Source organism: Marinobacterium mangrovicola, from assembly GCF_004339595.1.
Classification (GTDB): Bacteria; Pseudomonadota; Gammaproteobacteria; order Pseudomonadales; family Balneatricaceae; genus Marinobacterium_D; species Marinobacterium_D mangrovicola.
This window is the reverse complement of sequence record NZ_SMFU01000007.1, coordinates 1,490,258-1,505,484: the sequence shown is the minus strand read 5'-3', so window position 1 is coordinate 1,505,484 and position 15,227 is coordinate 1,490,258. Positions and strand designations below refer to the sequence as shown.

18 protein-coding genes are annotated in these 15,227 nt (G+C 56.1%); 13 read left to right on the top strand and 5 right to left on the bottom strand.

What is annotated here, in order from left to right; all coding sequences use genetic code 11:
* Nucleotides 1-71: 71 nt before the first annotated feature.
* The 3 genes from CLV83_RS07775 to sixA are packed head-to-tail and all read left to right on the top strand — an operon-like array spanning nt 72 to nt 1,816.
* A complete protein-coding gene (locus CLV83_RS07775; protein WP_132289814.1) occupies nt 72-275 on the top strand; it encodes a hypothetical protein in 204 nt (67 codons plus the stop codon).
* Nucleotides 276-289: 14 nt separating this feature from the next.
* The gene (locus CLV83_RS07770; protein ID WP_132289811.1) at nt 290-1,312 is read left to right on the top strand and encodes an NAD(P)H-dependent glycerol-3-phosphate dehydrogenase; all 1,023 of its coding nucleotides are present in this window, start codon (nt 290-292) and stop codon (nt 1,310-1,312) included.
* A 39-nt stretch (nt 1,313-1,351) separates the two neighbouring features.
* Nucleotides 1,352-1,816 (top strand): phosphohistidine phosphatase SixA, encoded by a 465-nt coding sequence (gene sixA / locus CLV83_RS07765; RefSeq protein ID WP_132289808.1) that lies wholly within the window; start codon nt 1,352-1,354, stop codon nt 1,814-1,816.
* Here the strand turns inward: sixA and CLV83_RS07760 are convergent.
* Nucleotides 1,749-3,563 carry a PglL family O-oligosaccharyltransferase gene (locus tag CLV83_RS07760; protein ID WP_132289805.1) on the bottom strand — a complete coding sequence of 605 codons (1,815 nt, stop codon included), beginning with the start codon at nt 3,561-3,563 and terminating at the stop codon, nt 1,749-1,751. The genes sixA and CLV83_RS07760 overlap by 68 nt on opposite strands.
* A gap of 75 nt (nt 3,564-3,638) precedes the next feature.
* On the opposite strand from CLV83_RS07760, the gene CLV83_RS07755 reads away from it, so the two are divergent.
* Genes CLV83_RS07755 through CLV83_RS07745 form a run of 3 tightly spaced genes read left to right on the top strand, consistent with a single transcriptional unit; the run spans nt 3,639 to nt 6,277 of the window.
* Nucleotides 3,639-4,529 carry an alpha/beta fold hydrolase gene (locus CLV83_RS07755; RefSeq protein ID WP_165900255.1) on the top strand — a complete coding sequence of 297 codons (891 nt, stop codon included), beginning with the start codon at nt 3,639-3,641 and terminating at the stop codon, nt 4,527-4,529.
* Nucleotides 4,520-5,371 (top strand): DUF4892 domain-containing protein, encoded by an 852-nt coding sequence (locus CLV83_RS07750; protein WP_132289799.1) that lies wholly within the window; start codon nt 4,520-4,522, stop codon nt 5,369-5,371. The genes CLV83_RS07755 and CLV83_RS07750 overlap by 10 nt, the downstream gene beginning before the upstream one ends.
* Nucleotides 5,372-5,389: 18 nt before the next feature.
* On the top strand, nt 5,390-6,277 hold the full coding sequence (locus CLV83_RS07745; protein ID WP_132289796.1) for a patatin-like phospholipase family protein: 888 nt from the start codon (nt 5,390-5,392) through the stop codon (nt 6,275-6,277).
* 28 nt (nt 6,278-6,305) lie between these two features.
* Here CLV83_RS07745 and folE read toward each other — a convergent pair whose 3' ends face one another.
* Both folE and CLV83_RS07735 read right to left on the bottom strand, forming a co-directional pair.
* Nucleotides 6,306-6,845, bottom strand: coding sequence for a GTP cyclohydrolase I FolE (folE, locus tag CLV83_RS07740; RefSeq protein WP_207894810.1), 540 nt, complete (start codon nt 6,843-6,845; stop codon nt 6,306-6,308).
* A 101-nt stretch (nt 6,846-6,946) separates the two neighbouring features.
* On the bottom strand, nt 6,947-7,504 hold the full coding sequence (locus CLV83_RS07735; protein WP_132289790.1) for a Smr/MutS family protein: 558 nt from the start codon (nt 7,502-7,504) through the stop codon (nt 6,947-6,949).
* Nucleotides 7,505-7,569: 65 nt separating this feature from the next.
* On the opposite strand from CLV83_RS07735, the gene prmB reads away from it, so the two are divergent.
* From prmB to phaR, 7 genes are all read left to right on the top strand, one after another.
* Nucleotides 7,570-8,490, top strand: a complete 921-nt coding sequence (gene prmB, locus CLV83_RS07730) for a 50S ribosomal protein L3 N(5)-glutamine methyltransferase (RefSeq protein ID WP_132289787.1) — start codon at nt 7,570-7,572, stop codon at nt 8,488-8,490.
* A 39-nt stretch (nt 8,491-8,529) separates the two neighbouring features.
* A complete protein-coding gene (gene aroC, locus CLV83_RS07725; RefSeq protein ID WP_132289784.1) occupies nt 8,530-9,621 on the top strand; it encodes a chorismate synthase in 1,092 nt (363 codons plus the stop codon).
* A gap of 147 nt (nt 9,622-9,768) precedes the next feature.
* Nucleotides 9,769-10,230, top strand: a complete 462-nt coding sequence (gene speD, locus CLV83_RS07720; RefSeq protein ID WP_132289781.1) for an adenosylmethionine decarboxylase — start codon at nt 9,769-9,771, stop codon at nt 10,228-10,230.
* Nucleotides 10,223-11,101 (top strand): polyamine aminopropyltransferase, encoded by an 879-nt coding sequence (gene speE, locus CLV83_RS07715; protein ID WP_132289778.1) that lies wholly within the window; start codon nt 10,223-10,225, stop codon nt 11,099-11,101. Before speD ends, speE begins: the two co-directional genes overlap by 8 nt.
* A gap of 10 nt (nt 11,102-11,111) precedes the next feature.
* Nucleotides 11,112-12,269, top strand: coding sequence for an MFS transporter (locus CLV83_RS07710; protein WP_132289775.1), 1,158 nt, complete (start codon nt 11,112-11,114; stop codon nt 12,267-12,269).
* 86 nt (nt 12,270-12,355) lie between these two features.
* Nucleotides 12,356-12,610 carry a DUF6489 family protein gene (locus tag CLV83_RS07705; protein WP_132289772.1) on the top strand — a complete coding sequence of 85 codons (255 nt, stop codon included), beginning with the start codon at nt 12,356-12,358 and terminating at the stop codon, nt 12,608-12,610.
* A gap of 26 nt (nt 12,611-12,636) precedes the next feature.
* Complete coding sequence (gene phaR, locus CLV83_RS07700; RefSeq protein WP_132289769.1) at nt 12,637-13,155, top strand: polyhydroxyalkanoate synthesis repressor PhaR; 519 nt, start codon at nt 12,637-12,639, stop codon at nt 13,153-13,155.
* A 42-nt stretch (nt 13,156-13,197) separates the two neighbouring features.
* Here phaR and phaC read toward each other — a convergent pair whose 3' ends face one another.
* Both phaC and CLV83_RS07690 read right to left on the bottom strand, forming a co-directional pair.
* Nucleotides 13,198-14,262 (bottom strand): class III poly(R)-hydroxyalkanoic acid synthase subunit PhaC, encoded by a 1,065-nt coding sequence (gene phaC, locus CLV83_RS07695; protein ID WP_132289766.1) that lies wholly within the window; start codon nt 14,260-14,262, stop codon nt 13,198-13,200.
* The gene (locus tag CLV83_RS07690) at nt 14,259-15,191 is read right to left on the bottom strand and encodes a poly(R)-hydroxyalkanoic acid synthase subunit PhaE (protein WP_132289763.1); all 933 of its coding nucleotides are present in this window, start codon (nt 15,189-15,191) and stop codon (nt 14,259-14,261) included. The genes phaC and CLV83_RS07690 overlap by 4 nt, the downstream gene beginning before the upstream one ends.
* Between the last annotated feature and the right edge of the window lie 36 nt (nt 15,192-15,227).

Genomic DNA, 15,227 nt, shown 5'->3' with positions numbered 1-15,227 from the left:
CCGGAGCAGGTCGATCAGGCTCGGGATGCTGATCTGGAGCGGGAAAAACAGAGTTAATCGGAGGCTAGTCAGTGGATCGACACCGTACGGCGCGAATCAGTAATCTGCTGGCGATAATCGCCAGCGCCTTTTTTGCTGCGGTAGGTATTGCTGGTTATCAGCGCACCGACGATATTCGTCAGCTCCTGTTGTTCGCGGTATTGGCGGCTGTCGCGTTTGGTGTTGTGAAGCTGGCCTTCTACGGCATCAATCGTCTATTGGACAAGATCGAGTAGAGAAGGAGACAGGCATGACCGAGACAGCGCCGGTTGCAGTACTGGGTGGCGGTAGCTTCGGTACCGTCATTGCCAACATGGTTGCGGAAAAGGGCGTGGAAACGCGCCTCTGGATGCGTAACGTGGAGGCGGCCGAGAAGATCAATGCCGTGCGGGAAAACACCCGTTACGTCCCGGGGTATGAGCTGTCTGAGAACCTCCGCGCGACCAGTGATCTTGAAGCGGCTCTCAACGGTGTCGATATCATCTTTGTATCTGTACCTTCCAGTGCTGTCAGGGAGTTGATGCAGCGGGTGAAACCGTTGATCAAGCCGCATCAGATGCTGATCAGTACCACCAAGGGGATTGAGGCGGGTAGTTTCAGTCTCATGAGTGAGATTCTGGCCGCAGAGGTACCTCAGGCCAGGGTCGGTGTTTTGAGTGGTCCGAACCTGGCGAAGGAGGTTGCGCGCCGGGAGCTGACCGGCACGGTTATCGCCTCCGCAGATGAAGAGCTGCGCGACCGTATTCAGGCGCTTCTGCACAGTCCTTATTTCCGTGTTTACGCAAGTAGCGATACTTACGGTGTTGAGCTGGGCGGAACGCTGAAAAATATCTACGCTATCGCCGCGGGCCTGAGTGCAGCCTTTGGTATGGGGGAAAATACCAAAAGCATGCTGATGACCCGCAGTCTTGCGGAAATGAGTCGTTTCGCGGTCAGCATGGGCGCTAATCCTCTCACGTTCCTGGGGCTTGCCGGGGTTGGTGATCTGATCGTTACCTGTATGTCACCGCTGAGTCGCAACTATCGCGTCGGTTATGCGCTGGGTGAGGGTAAGACTCTGGCTCAGGCGGTTGAGGCGCTTGGTGAGGTGGCTGAGGGGGTTAATACCCTGAAGCTGGTGCGCGAGAAGGCGGCCGAACAAGACGTCTACATGCCGCTGGTTGATGGTCTCTACCAGGTGGTTTTCGAAAATGCGCCCATCAGCGAGGTGGCCCGCCGCATGATGATGAATGAACAGCCCAGTGATGTGGAGTTTGTCCTGCCGAGGGACTAAATCTCCCATTTGCCCGATTAGTAACCTGCAGGGTAGCTTATGCGTCTATTGCTGATGCGTCATGCTGAGGCTGTCCCTGGTCGGGATGATGACCCTTTGCGTCCGCTGACGGAGGCCGGTTGTAAGGCCTTGTCTCACCCGGGGCAGGCTGTTTTGGTGGCGTTGTCCGAGGTGAGTGAGCTCTTGGCCAGCCCCTGGCTCAGGGCTCAGCAAACCGCTGCATTAATGCGGTCAAGGACAGCGGCGCAAACGGTGCAGCATACTGATCTGCTGCTTCCTTCCGCCGACCCTGAGGCTGTTCTTGAGAGGCTTGAGTCAGTAGAGGTGGATGTGTTGCTGTTGGTTGCGCATCAGCCTCTTGTTGGAAAACTCGCCGCGCTGCTCTGTGACGGCTTTCATGCCCCTCCCTGGGCTTTTTCTCCTGCCGATATGGCGGTTATTGACCTTGACTGGCCGGCGGCTGGATTAGGTTATCTGCGCCGCTGGCACCACTTCCCAAATTGAATTTTCCCGCTTTTACCTGTTCGGCATAGTTCGCCAGGCGCTGGTCGTCCGGGTAGATGGCGTGTACTTCATCGAGTGTGGCTATAGCCTGGGACTTTTCCCCTTGGTGCAGGTAGGCCTTCGCCAGATCCTGATAGGTTTGCTTGTCCGGAATCTGGGCAAGGAAATTTTCCGCCCAGTCGATAAAGTCTTGTGTGTTTTTGTGGGTCCCGTTGTGAATATCGGTATAGAGAAGCGTGCGCAGCAGATAGAACTGGCCTATTTCCCGGAAGTAGAAATCGTCCAGTACCGGTTGCAGGTGTTTAAGCTCGGCGCCCTTGCTGCGCATGTATTGCACCAGAGCTGCGTTGGCGAGCAGGGAGTGGGTCAGAAAAACCGCCAGTAGCGAGGGTAGCAGCACTGAGGATGCACTGCAGACGCTACGTGCAGAGCTGCTCATATTTAGAGTCTTGGTTTTGCTGCCGGGATGGAATACCAGGAACAGAACGAACAGGAAGACAAACCAGTGCACATTGGAGATGTAGAAGGGTAGTTCGACCTGGGTATGCAGAGTTATAGGAATGAGCAGCCCGGCCATGGCGACGCCGCGTTGCCACCCCATCTGGACCAGCTGCCAGAGTACGGCAATGGCAGCGGCGGCTATTGAAAGAAGGGCAAGCACCCCGCCCTCTATCATCCAGAACAGCAGTTCGTTATGCGGGTGGCTGAAGCGTTTGTCGTCGAGTTTGTAATTGGGTGTTTCGGCATAGTACGCAGGGCGCTCATCCTGAAACTCCCTTTGGAAACTGCCGATCCCATGTCCTTTAAGTGGTGCTTCCAGAAAGTTGCGCCATGCGATGCGGTAGATATGAGGTCTGGCGTCGGAGCTGACACCTTCGCTGGCAGTCAAACGGTCCATCTTTGATAAAGCATGAAGCACGCCGCTGTTGATGCCGGTGCCGGCACCGGCGCCCGCGCCCGCGCCGATCGTTACGACAATCCCAAGGGTTATAAGTTTGCGGTTCGCCAGTTGGCGGTAGCGGGCTGCCAGGATAAATAACACCGCAACAAGCCCGCCGATCAGCCCCACGCGTGAACCGCTGAGCATGACGTTGCAGGCACAGAGAAATAGTGTCATTAACACCAGAGCCTTGAATGGCCAGTGCAGCTTGGAAAAAGCCGGTGTAGTGGCTTGGTAGAGAGCAAGTGCCAGGCCTGTGGCCATCATGGATGCATGCAGATTAGGTTGCTGGTAGATGCCTGCAGGTGCTGTCTTGCCGGAGACCCAGGGGATCCATTGCTGCAGCGGGTTGTCCGGCAACATCTGGATCAGTCCGACCATTCCCTGCAGCATGATACCGGACAGGAGCAGGTAGGTGGCGGCATCAATCTGGCGACGGTTGAGGCGGTGCTGGAAAAGGAAAAACCAGAACAGCATCCCGCCTGCAATGACGCCAAGCCGGATCAACCATTCAGACGGCCGATCTATACCGGTGAGAAAACCTCCCAGTATCAGACCCGCAGGGAATAGCATCAGTAACCAGGTGTGCCGTGGGATCACCACCTGGTTACTGTTCATCAGTGTCATAACCCCAGAGGCCAATACCAGCAAGCCTGCAGTCCAGATGCTGGCGTTATAAGGCAGGAACAGTCCCTCGCCGCCCATATTGGGTTGGTAATAAAAGGGGGCGACAAGCGCCAGTAAGGTGAAAGTGATAAAGAAAACACGCTGGTCGCGGTTGCCGGCGGTACGTTCCAGGGTTGGCATAAAGGCTCCTTGCAGGCTTCAGTGTGAGATCCTAGCGGATCGGTTATGCTTGGGGAAGCAGAACTAGGGGAAGTGATGAAACCAAAAGAGCTGAAAATTCAGGTAAATGGGCGCACCCTGGCGGGGCTTGAGTTTGGTTCGGCCCAGGCGCCGGTAACCATACTGGCATGCCATGGCTGGCTGGATAATGCGGCCAGTTTCGCTCTGCTGGCGCCGCGTCTGGGGGATGTTCGCTTAATTGCATTTGATCTACCCGGGCATGGTCGGTCCGAGTGGCGTGCGCCGGGCGACTGGTACGCAATCTGGGACTATGTGCTGGATCTTCACGCGGCACTGGATCTTCTGGAGCTCGACAGGGTGCATCTGCTGGGGCATTCGTTGGGGGCCGGTATTTTATCGATGCTCGCGGCGGTGCTGCCGGAGCGGGTAGGAAGTCTGGTCATGCTGGAAGGGTTAGGGCCGCTGACCCAGAGTCCTGCAGAGGCGCGTTTGCAGATGGTCAAGGCGCTGGAGTGGCGATTGGCGCCGCCTAAGGCTCCGTCGCTCTATCAGGATTTGGATCGTATGGTTCGAGCAAGAACTTTCGGCAGGTTTCCCGTTAGCGAGGCTGCTGCTCGGTTGCTGGTGAGTCGGGGGGTAGTCAGAGAGGAAGGGGGCTATTGCTGGTCCCACGATCCACGCTTGCTGGCTCCTTCCGTGGCGAGGCTGACAGAAGCGGAAGTCAAAAGCTTTTTTGAGCAGATTGCTCAGCCTGTGCTGGTGTGTCTTGCGGATGGTGGAATCGCAACGCCGGAATCCATGCGGCGCCTGGATTGGCTGAAAGATGTGCGTCTCGTCGAGATAAAAGGTGGTCACCATCCGCATCTTGAAGAGGATACGCTGGCTGCTGTGGTTGATACGATCGCGACGTTCTACCGTAGTATGGAAAAAACCGAATTCAGGGAAAAGGCGGAAATATGCGATTAGGTACCTTGGGTTATGGTCTTGCTGCGCTGTTGTCTTGCCTGAGCTTGCCGGCTGTTGCTGAATCGCCGGACTGGCTTGAGCCGGTGGCGAGAAGCAGTGTCGTGCAGGATCGCGCCATGCCTGCGCCCGATTATCGGGTGATGTTGGGCAGGGTGCTGAAGATCAATGGTCTGATCCGCACCGACCGGGAGCTTAAGTTGGCCGGTTCGCTGCAACGTACCACCTGGCAGCTTCCTTCGGGAGAGACGCCTGAAACAGGTTTCAGGAGCCTTCGGGATCAGCTGCAGCGTAACGGTGCGGATATCCTCTTCGAATGTGAGGGTCGCCAGTGCGGTGCCAGTAATATCTGGGCCAACGATCTTTTCGAAACGGCTCGTTTGTATGGCGTGGATGAAACCCAGCGTTATCTGGCTGCCCGGCGAGGCAGTGATTATCTGGTAGTTTATGCCGTGCGCCGCGGTAATGGCCGGGTATTTCTTAACCTTGACTGGGTCCAGGACGAGTCTGGAGATAGCAGTGGCTGGGTCACGACGCTGGAGCAGCAGGGCTATGCGGATCTGCCGGGTTGGCCGGATGCGCCTGATAGAGCCATTCAGAATCTGGTTTCGGTACTGACCGAAAGGCCGGGTCTTAATCTGGTGCTGGTACTGCATCAGGAGGGGCGCGATATCGAGTTGAGTCTGCGTCAATCTCGCGAGCTGGCCAGTCGGTTAAAGGATCAGGTGGTGGCTGAAGGCATCGATTCACGCCGGATTCAGGCCTATGGTGCCGGCGCGCTGGCACCAGAGGTCCTCGGCGGTCGCAAGCAGTTAGCGGTGGTGATACAGGTGCCGGCGCTGTAAGGGGATGAGGATGTAGCTATGGCAACCGTTTCTCTGGTGTTGGGCGCAGGTGGCGCCAGGGGATATGCTCATATCGGAGTGATCGCCGAGCTGGAGGCGCGCGGTTACAGTATTGTTGGTCTGTCTGGCTGCTCTATGGGGGCTGTTGTTGGCGGGCTCTATGCGGCGGGAGGTCTTGAGGACTATCGTCGCTGGGCGGAAACGTTGCGCTGGATTGATGTGGTACGTCTGCTCGATCTGAGCTTTAGGGATGTGAGCGTGCGAGGCGACAAGGTGTTTGGTCGCATTCGTGAGATGATTGGTGATCCTGATATCGAGTCTCTTCCTATAGGTTATACCGCGATTGCCACGGATCTTCATTCCAGTAAGGAGATCTGGTTTCGGCATGGTAGTTTGCTTGCTGCCATGCGCGCCTCGGTAGCTATTCCCGGTATCGTGACCCCGATTGTTCAGGGTGGTCGCCTGTTGGTGGATGGTGGCGTGCTCAACCCCTTGCCTATCGTTGCAGCAGTTGCGCAACAGGCGGATCTGATTATTGCGGTAGATGTAAACGCCAGGCAACTATCCCTGGCCGGTCAGTTACCGACTGAACAGCTGGCCGGTCAGTTACCGACTGAACAGCTGGAGGATCAGAAGTTGAATCAGATGCGGGCGGGGAACCTGGGTCGGGCCGGAATACTGCTAAGCACCATTGAGGTGATGCAGAGCGCGCTGACCAAGTACAAGATCGCTGGCTATAGCCCAGACCTGGTTATCCGTGTGCCCAAGGATATAGGTGGTTTTCATGAATTTCATCGGGCAAAAGCGTTGATCGACGCCGGCCGGGAGATGGCGCGGCGTCATCTGGATGCTTTCGAACAGGGCGATCTGGAGCCGGGTATCGAGTTCGACTCGGTCGATCAGTGATCACTTGGCTCTGATCAGTTAACTCTGATTAGTTAACAAGGGAAAGGAATTCATTCCGGGTGGCCGGATTGGAGCGGAAGGTCCCCAGCATCATTGAGGTCTTCATCTCGCCGTTCTGCTTTTCAACACCGCGCATCATCATGCACATATGCTTCGCTTCGATCACGACGCCAACGCCCTGGGCGCCGGTCACTTCCTGAATTGCCTCTGCGATCTGCTTGGTCATGTTTTCCTGGATCTGCAGGCGGCGGGCGAACATGTCGACGATACGCGCAATCTTGGATAGACCGACAACCTGACCGTTGGGAATATAGGCTACATGGGCCTTACCGATAAACGGCAGCAGGTGATGCTCGCACATGGAATAGAGTTCGATGTTCTTGACCAGCACCATCTCGCTGTTGTCGGACGGGAAAAGTGCGCCGTTAACGACTTCTTCGAGTGACTGCTGGTAGCCGCGGGTCAGAAACTGCATCGCCTTGGCGGCGCGTTTCGGCGTATCTTTAAGGCCTTCACGTTCCAGATCTTCACCGAGCCGCTCGATGATCTTGGCGTAGGCGTTTTCCATCTCTGAATCCATCGGTGAGGTATCTCTCTCGGTTGCGCTGTAAAAAAAGTGGGCTAAATTACGACATCGGGCCACGAAGGTAAAGATAACACAGTTTTGTACTAGGGCTTTTGCTTCAATAAGACATAGACGGCCCCGGTGCCGCCATCCTTTGGTTGCGCGGAGCAGAACGCAAGAACCGCAGGCAGTTGTCGCAGCCAGTCGTTGACGTGGGATTTAATCAGCGCCGGTTGTCCTGGCTGAGAATAGGCCTTGCCGTGTACGACCAGAACACAGCGTATCCCTGAGTTTTTGCTGTCGCGGATAAATCGTGACAGCTCCTCGCGCGCGGCTTCCAGCGTGTAACCGTGCAGGTCCAGGCCCGCGTGCCAGGGGATATGTCCCCGGCGCAGCTTTTTAATCTCGCGGATCTGTATCCCCGGGCCTACGAACAGCAGGTCCTGTTCCGTTTCGATGATCTCGACGGCAGTGGTCGACAGCCCGTCCACGAACACCTCCGGCTCCTGCTGTGCAGCCTGTCGACGGTAATCGGTTGCTTCATCGCTGGGCTTACGCAGACTCTGATTTTTTCGCAGTTGTGCTCGATCGCTTTGCAGCGGCGAAACATCGGCTACGGCCTGGAAAAACTCGGATGGGTTGCTTTGCGGCTTATCAGACATGGCGTTTAGGGCGTGATTTAATTAACATGTGCGGCCTGTTTAAGCCTCCCATTATCGGACCTGTAATGAATCTGGATCAAGCTTCTCTACTCGATGAGCTGGAAAGCATTCGCGATTATATCCGTTTCAGTCTCAGTGCTTTTCACGAGCATGGTGTTTTTTTCGGTCACGGTACCGACAATGCCTGGGACGAGGCGGTGCAATTGGTACTAAACGCGGTGCATCTACCCTGGGATACCCAGTCTGAAGTGCTGGACGCACGCCTCACGCGTAGCGAACGCCGGCGTGTGCTGGAGTATCTGCGTCAGCGTGTGCAGGAGCGCAAGCCGCTGCCCTATATCACCGGTGAGGCCTGGTTTATGGGGTTGCCGTTTTATGTGGATGAGCGGGTATTGATTCCGCGTTCGCCCATCGGTGAGCTGATCGAAAACAGCTTTGAGCCCTGGTTGCGTCCGGGCCCGGTGGATCGTGTGCTCGACCTGTGTACCGGGAGCGGATGCATCGGTATAGCAGCAGCCTTTGCGTTTCCTGAGGCGGAGGTCGATCTGGTTGACATCTCTGCCGATGCGCTGGAGGTGGCGGGAAAAAATATCGCCCGTCATCAGCTGCAGGACAGGGTCTATGCCGTTGAGAGCGACCTGTTTGACGGCATTGCCGCCGGTACGCGCTATGACCTGATCGTTAGCAACCCTCCCTATGTGGATGAAGCTGATCTCAATACCATGCCTTCCGAGTTTCACCATGAGCCTGAGCTGGCGTTGGGTTCAGGGCCAGACGGGCTTGATATTACCCGCCGTATCTTGCGGCAGGCGCCCGACTTTCTTACCGACGATGGTCTGCTGATCATCGAGGTAGGTAACTCAGAAGTTCACCTGATGGAGCAGTATCCCGACCTGCCGCTGATGTGGGTTGAGCTCGAGTCAGGCGGAAACGGTGTGTTTACGATAACGGCGCCTGAACTGCGCCAGTTCGCTGATAGTATTTGATCGGGCCTAAGTAATCGGCCCCAGGCAGGATAGGAAAATATGTCCGGAAACAGCATTGGTAAACTTTTTACCCTGACCACCTTTGGTGAAAGTCATGGCCCTGCACTGGGCTGTATTATTGATGGCTGTCCTCCAGGGGTTGAGCTGTCCGAAGCGGATCTGCAGGTCGAGCTGGACCGCCGTAAGCCCGGTACCTCGCGCCACACAACCCAGCGCCGTGAGGCGGATGAGGTGCGTATTCTTTCTGGCGTCTTCGAAGGTAAGACCACCGGTACCGCGATCGGTTTGCTGATTGAGAATACCGATCAGCGCTCCAAGGATTACGGCAACATCAAGGATACCTTCCGTCCGGCCCACGCCGATTACACCTACACCCAGAAATACGGGATCCGTGACTATCGTGGCGGTGGTCGCTCCTCTGCCCGCGAGACTGCCATGCGTGTAGCGGCTGGCGCGGTGGCGAAGAAAGTGCTGGCACAGTTTGGTGTGCAGGTGCGTGGCTATATGTCACAGCTGGGCCCGGTGAAAGTGGATATGAGCCGTTTCGACTGGGATGCGGTAAATACCAATCCGTTCTTCTCGCCCGATGCGGAGATTGTGCCTGAGCTGGAAGAGTACATGGATGCACTGCGCAAGGAGGGTAACTCCGTCGGTGCACGCATCAATGTGGTAGCTTCTGGTGTGCCTGTGGGGCTCGGAGAGCCGATTTTCGATCGTCTCGATGCTGAGCTTGCGCATGGTCTGATGAGCATCAATGCGGTCAAAGGGGTAGAGATCGGCGATGGCTTTGATGTTATTGAGCAGAAAGGTACCGAACACCGTGACGAGATGACGCCCGAGGGCTTCCTGTCCAACCACGCGGGCGGCATTCTGGGTGGTATCTCTACCGGTCAGGATATCGTTGCGGGTATCGCGCTTAAGCCGACCTCCAGCCTTCGCTTACCGGGTAAAAGCATCAACGCGCAGGGCGAGCCTATCGAAGTTGTCACAAAAGGACGGCACGATCCCTGTGTAGGCATCCGCGCCACGCCGATCGCCGAAGCGATGGTGGCGATTACGCTGCTTGATCATCTGCTGCGCGACCGGGCGCAGAACGCTGATGTAGCCCGCACAACGCCGCAGCTGAGCTGAGGCCGAGCCTGTCTCTGTTCGAAAAGAGCCAGGGATAGAGCTGCGCTTAAAACTGATAGGTCAGAGATTTGATTCTCTGCTTATCGGGAAAACCACTCGCGATGCGGGTGGTTCTGTTTTTTGGTCAACTGATTCGGAGGGAATACTATGCTGAAACCTGTCGATAACGCCCCGGGCGAAATCGTTGGAGCACCAGGCGAACCGACCGGATCTGCTGACGAGGTGCGCAAGGATTACTTTATTCAGCGTGACGGCTATCAGTTTGCTGGCACGCACCTGATCATCGATCTCTTCGGTGCCTCCAATCTTGATGATCTTGAGAGCATGGAGCGAGCACTGCGTGAAGCGGTAGAGGCCTCAGAGGCGACGCTGCTGCATATTCATCTGCATCACTTTACTCCGAATGGCGGTATTTCCGGTGTTGCCGTTCTGGCCGAATCCCATATCAGTGTTCATACCTGGCCCGAGCGCGATTTTGCCGCCTTCGATGTGTTTATGTGTGGCGTGGCTCGTCCCGAGCAGAGTATTGCAGTGCTGGAAACGGCCTTTGCGCCGCGAGAGCTTAAAGTGAAAGAGTTGCAGCGTGGCAGGGTTGATAGCGATGACTGATGTTGATCAGCCCGGCAGTGGCACACTCAGGTTTGAAGAGAATCTCCACGCCGGTTACGGCCAGGCTCTGAGTATCGATGAGATGTTGTTTGAGCATCGCACTGAGCACCAGGAGCTGATTATCTTTCGTAATCAGAGTTTCGGTCGGGTAATGGCGCTGGATGGCATCGTGCAGACTACCGAGGCAGACGAGTTTATCTACCATGAGATGCTCACCCATGTGCCGTTGCTTGCTCATGGCGATGCGCGCAGCGTTCTGATCATCGGCGGTGGCGATGGCGGTATGTTGCGAGAGGTGCTGAAGCACTCGTCCGTTGAGCATGTGACTCAAGTCGAGATCGATGCGTCAGTGATCGAGATGTGCAAAAAGTACCTGCCAAATCATTCCGATGGCGCATTCGATGATCCGCGCGTTGAGCTGGTTATCGATGATGGTGTGAATTATGTGAGTCAGGCGGCGCAGCAGTTTGATGTCATCATCTCTGACTGCACGGATCCTATAGGCCCAGGCGAAGTGCTCTTCTCCAGTGATTTTTATGACGGCTGCAAACGCTGCCTGAAGCCGGGTGGTGTCTTTGTAGCGCAAAACGGCGTGGCTTTCCTGCAGCTCGATGAGGTGATCACGACCGCCAGGAGGCTGGGGCCGCTGTTTGTCGATCAGTCCTTCTATTCTGCCGCCGTGCCCACTTATGCGGGCGGCATCATGACCTTTGCCTGGGCGAGCGATAATCCGGCGCTACGGATGTCAGATGGGGTGGAGCTGCGTCGTCGTTTCGAGGCCAGTGGTATTCATACCCGCTATTACAACCCGCAGCTGCATCTGGCGAGCTTTGCGCTGCCGCAGTATATCCTTGATGCTCTAGCTCGTTAGCGGGGCGGCTTTGATTCCGCGAATCCGCCTGTCCGGCTTCTATCTTTTCTATTTTGCTTTTCTAGGGGCGCTGGTGCCGTACTGGAGCCTCTATCTGGGTTCCTTCGGCTTTGGTGCCGAGACCGTTGGTGTGCTGATGGGAATGCTGCACGCGACGCGGATTCTGGCGCCTTCTCTATGGGGCTGGCTGGCGGATCGCAGCGGTCGACGCATGCTGATTGTGCGGCTGGGCGGTTGCTGCGCCTGGCTGGTGTTTGCGCTGATTTTCTGGGCTGAGACCCCGTTCTATATCGCTCTGGTTACTCTGGGTTTCAGTTTTTTCTGGAACGCGATACTGGCGCAGTTTGAAGTGGTTACCCTGCGTCACCTGGGCAAGGAGAAGCATCGCTACAGCCGTATCCGGGTCTGGGGATCAATCGGCTTTATCGGTGCAGTGATCGGCACCGGCTGGCTGCTGGACTGGCTTGATATCCGTAGTCTGCCGCTGGTGCTCTTCGGGCTGCTGGTGCTGATCTGGCTGAACACGCTGATCGTCGGCCAGCGTCCGGAGGAGGTGCGGCAAGAGTCTGCGGCCGTTTCTGTCGGCGCGGTGATGCGTCAGCCTCAGGTGATCGCGTTTTTTGCCATCTGTTTCCTGGTGCAGTTTGGTCATGGGCCCTATTACAGCTTTTTCAGTCCGATGCTCGAGTCGCTGGGGCATGATCGCGGTGTGATCGGAGTACTTTGGGCTCTGGGTGTGATCGCTGAAGTGGTGCTGTTTATCTGGATGCATCGGGTGCTGGAGCGCTGGTCCTATCGCGTCATTATGCTCGCCAGTCTCTGGCTCAGTGTGCTGCGCTGGACATTGACGGCACTGTTTCCGGATCAGATGGTGGTTCTTGTGTTCGCTCAGCTTCTGCATGCGGCGAGCTTTGGTAGTCTGCATATCGTTGGCATTGCTCTGGTTCAGCACTATTTCCCGCCGCTGACTCAGGGACGGGGGCAGGCATTTTTCTCCAGTCTCGGTTTTGGTGCTGGCGGTTTTCTGGGCTCAGTAGCGGCAGGTTATGTCTGGGCCTGGGGTGGTGGGATGCCTGCGTTCATGATGGCGGCCCTGGGATGTCTGGTTGCTATAGTGCTGGCAACACTCTGGATCTATCCGGAAAAAGTGCAGCAAAATCCCGCTTGACGTTGTTTTGCAATGCAGGTCATATACTATAGTTCAAGTAGTTAGATGATGGCTCAAGCAGTCAGGCGGTTAACTCGGAGTTTCGTATGAAATTCACAATTAATGTCGATATGACCCCGGAAGAGCTGCGCCGCGCTTTGGGGCTGCCGGATGTAAGCGGCCTGCAGGATGATATGGTCAATCGTGTGCGCGAGCAGATGGATGCTGGCGCCGAGGGATACGATCCTCTAAGTCTTCTCAAGCCTTACATGAACTCCAGTGTGGGTTCCATGGAGGCGCTGCAGAAAATGTTATTCACCATGATGAGTCAATACGGTCGTAAGGACGGCTCAAAAGACTGATTGAAGCTCGAGGAAAAAGAGAGGCAATGAAGGAGACGGACGTGCGTATTCTCAGGAAATACACCAATCGCCGGCTGTATGACACCTCCCGTAGTTGCTATGTGACGCTGGAAGACGTCAAGCAGCTTGTGCTCAACGGCGAGCAGTTCCAGGTTCAGGACTCCAAGACCGGTAACGATCTTACCCGCAATATCCTGCTTCAGATCATCTCCGAGCAGGAGGCTGAAGGTCACGGTACGCTTTTGACCAACCAGGTACTGCAACAGCTGATCCGTTTTTACGGAGACAGTATGCAGGGCATGATGAGTCAGTATCTTGAGCAGAGTATTGCCGCCTTTTTGGAGCATCAGGACCGCATTCGCGAGCAGATGCAGACCATGATGGGTGCGGCGAACCCGCTGACGATGATGAACCGTTTTGCAGACCAGAATATGGCGGTGTGGAATATGTTCTCCCAGCGTGGCGAAGAGGAAGCGGGAAGCTCGGCTGACGCCGCCAAGGCGGCGGGCGACACATCCGAGGAAAGCGGTAAGAAAAAAGACTGACGGCTCGCGGCGGCTGGGCCGGTGAAGGAGTAAGTCGGTTGGTTAGTTTTTAACCCAGTCGACAATGCCCGCCGGAACCTGCTTGAGCGCGCGGGAGCTGACAAATACGCCGATATGACCCGCGTTGACGATCAGTTCCCGGTATTCGTCCGTTGAGGTGGCGCTCTTGAGGGCTTTGGAAGACGAGGGCGGCACCAGGTGATCCTGTCGCCCGATGATGTTCAGTATCGGCTGGGTAATCTGCTTAAGATCCACCTTTCGTTCGCCAATTTTCACCTCTCCCTTAAGCAGTAGATTCTGCTGAAAAAACTGCTTTATAAAGCTTTTGAAAGCCTCGCCCGCCTGATCGGGACCATCATTGATCCATTTCTCCATACGCAGGAAGTTAAGCGCTTTTTCCTTGTCACTGAGCTGTGCGGGAAGGCCGAGGTTCTTCTGCACACCAAGGCGCATCGGCATTAGCGAGTTATAGGTGTCGTTGAGCAGTTCGCCGGGGATGTTCCCATAAGTTGCTACTGCCAGATCTGCATCCACCTCCATTGCCAGATGGCTCAGGGTGAAGTCTGCCGTGTGGAAATCCACCGGTGTGACCAGGGTGATCAGCTTTTCGATCCGTTCGGGGTGCAGTGCGGTGTAGCAGAGGCTGAACGTGCCACCCTGGCAGATACCCAGCAGATTGATCTTGTCGTGGTCGGAGTGTGTGCTGCTGGCTTTGACGCAACTGTCGAGGTAATCCTCGATATAGTCCTCAAGGTCAAGAAAACGGTCGGATGGATCGGGGTAGCCCCAATCGATCAGGTATACAGGTACGCCCTGTGCTGTCAGTGCGGCGATCAGCGAGCGGTCCGGCTGCAGATCGGCAATGTAGGGGCGGTTCACCAGTGCATAACAGATCAATACCGGGCTGCACCCTGGCGATCCACTGGCCTCGGCAGGGGCGTAATAATAGAGCCGAACCTTGTCGTTGCGGAAAATTTCCTGCCGCGGCGTGCCGCCAACATCCACCTCTTCGATCTGCTGCAGGACCTCGTAACTTTGTCCGAGGCGCTGATTGAACGTGCGCAGCTCTTCGCGAACCTTTTCTACCGATAGCGCCAGACCTTTCATGCAGGACCGCCTTTGCGGCCATCTTTCGCGTCGTGGTTGTCAGCTATTTCGCGTTTAAGTGCCGCAACTTCAGCGCGCAACTCGCTCAGCGCCGACAGCTCGCGTTTGAGTGATTTAATGGTGCGGCGCTGTTCATGCAGTTGCTGGTGAATCTGACTGAGTTGATCTTCGTTTGGGATGCCAAGCTGCTGCAGTTGGGCGTTGCGCAGCTGTTGAAGAAACAGGCGTAAGCGCATGACTGCATTGCTGATCCGGCCATGTGCCTCGCGATATTCCAGGCTGACGATCGTTTTGCCGTAGCACTGCTCGTAGGACTCAACCCATAGATCGTGCAGTTGACCCAGGCTATCGATGGCGGGATCGGCGATCTCGATCTGCTGCAGAAACTCGCGTGTCGCGGCGGAGTTTATTTCGCTGTAGTGCGCGCTGTATTGGCGCAGTGCCTGTTCGTAATCGATCAGTAGGTCGACACCGTTTTTCAGCTGTTGCTGCAGGCTGTGCTGAAGTCCCAGTTGATCTGGGGTGTTCAGCAGGCTTTTCATGCCGTGGATAAACGGGTTGTCCAGCAACAGGTCGTCCTGAAAGCTGTGGGTGCGGAACAGGGCGCCCAGTTGCTCGGGTAATTGCCAGCGGCTCAGAATCCACTCCTGAGTCAGGCGTCTCAGGTGGTCCTGAAAGTGGTTGATGACGGTGCTTAGCTCGGTCTGTCGGCCTTGCTGTTCCAGCAGTTCTATTATCTGTTCTGCGAAACGGGCGAACTCCACCGACTGCTGAGTCAGCAGTGCTACGAGCTCGGCCTGAGGGACTGATGCCGATCCATCTTTATCGGCTGGCGGCCAGGGAAAAGGCTTGCCTCCCGGGGCATTACGGCTCTGTTCGTCGAGATAGGTCGCCCACTGTTGCATCAGCTTCAGCAGATCATCGGCCACAGGGCACTCCGTCCTAGGAAAATGTACTTGCGATCT

Coding starts and splice junctions, on each gene's coding strand:
- folE (WP_207894810.1), bottom strand. CDS start 6,845: ATGGAAAACGCCTACGCCAAGATCATCGAGCGGCTCGGTGAAGATCTG.
- phaC (WP_132289766.1), bottom strand. CDS start 14,262: ATGAAAGGTCTGGCGCTATCGGTAGAAAAGGTTCGCGAAGAGCTGCGC.
- CLV83_RS07705 (WP_132289772.1), top strand. CDS start 12,356: ATGAAATTCACAATTAATGTCGATATGACCCCGGAAGAGCTGCGCCGC.
- CLV83_RS07735 (WP_132289790.1), bottom strand. CDS start 7,504: ATGTCTGATAAGCCGCAAAGCAACCCATCCGAGTTTTTCCAGGCCGTA.
- aroC (WP_132289784.1), top strand. CDS start 8,530: ATGTCCGGAAACAGCATTGGTAAACTTTTTACCCTGACCACCTTTGGT.
- CLV83_RS07750 (WP_132289799.1), top strand. CDS start 4,520: ATGCGATTAGGTACCTTGGGTTATGGTCTTGCTGCGCTGTTGTCTTGC.
- CLV83_RS07760 (WP_132289805.1), bottom strand. CDS start 3,563: ATGCCAACCCTGGAACGTACCGCCGGCAACCGCGACCAGCGTGTTTTC.
- phaR (WP_132289769.1), top strand. CDS start 12,637: ATGAAGGAGACGGACGTGCGTATTCTCAGGAAATACACCAATCGCCGG.
- CLV83_RS07745 (WP_132289796.1), top strand. CDS start 5,390: ATGGCAACCGTTTCTCTGGTGTTGGGCGCAGGTGGCGCCAGGGGATAT.
- speD (WP_132289781.1), top strand. CDS start 9,769: ATGCTGAAACCTGTCGATAACGCCCCGGGCGAAATCGTTGGAGCACCA.
- speE (WP_132289778.1), top strand. CDS start 10,223: ATGACTGATGTTGATCAGCCCGGCAGTGGCACACTCAGGTTTGAAGAG.
- CLV83_RS07755 (WP_165900255.1), top strand. CDS start 3,639: ATGAAACCAAAAGAGCTGAAAATTCAGGTAAATGGGCGCACCCTGGCG.
- sixA (WP_132289808.1), top strand. CDS start 1,352: ATGCGTCTATTGCTGATGCGTCATGCTGAGGCTGTCCCTGGTCGGGAT.
- CLV83_RS07770 (WP_132289811.1), top strand. CDS start 290: ATGACCGAGACAGCGCCGGTTGCAGTACTGGGTGGCGGTAGCTTCGGT.
- prmB (WP_132289787.1), top strand. CDS start 7,570: ATGAATCTGGATCAAGCTTCTCTACTCGATGAGCTGGAAAGCATTCGC.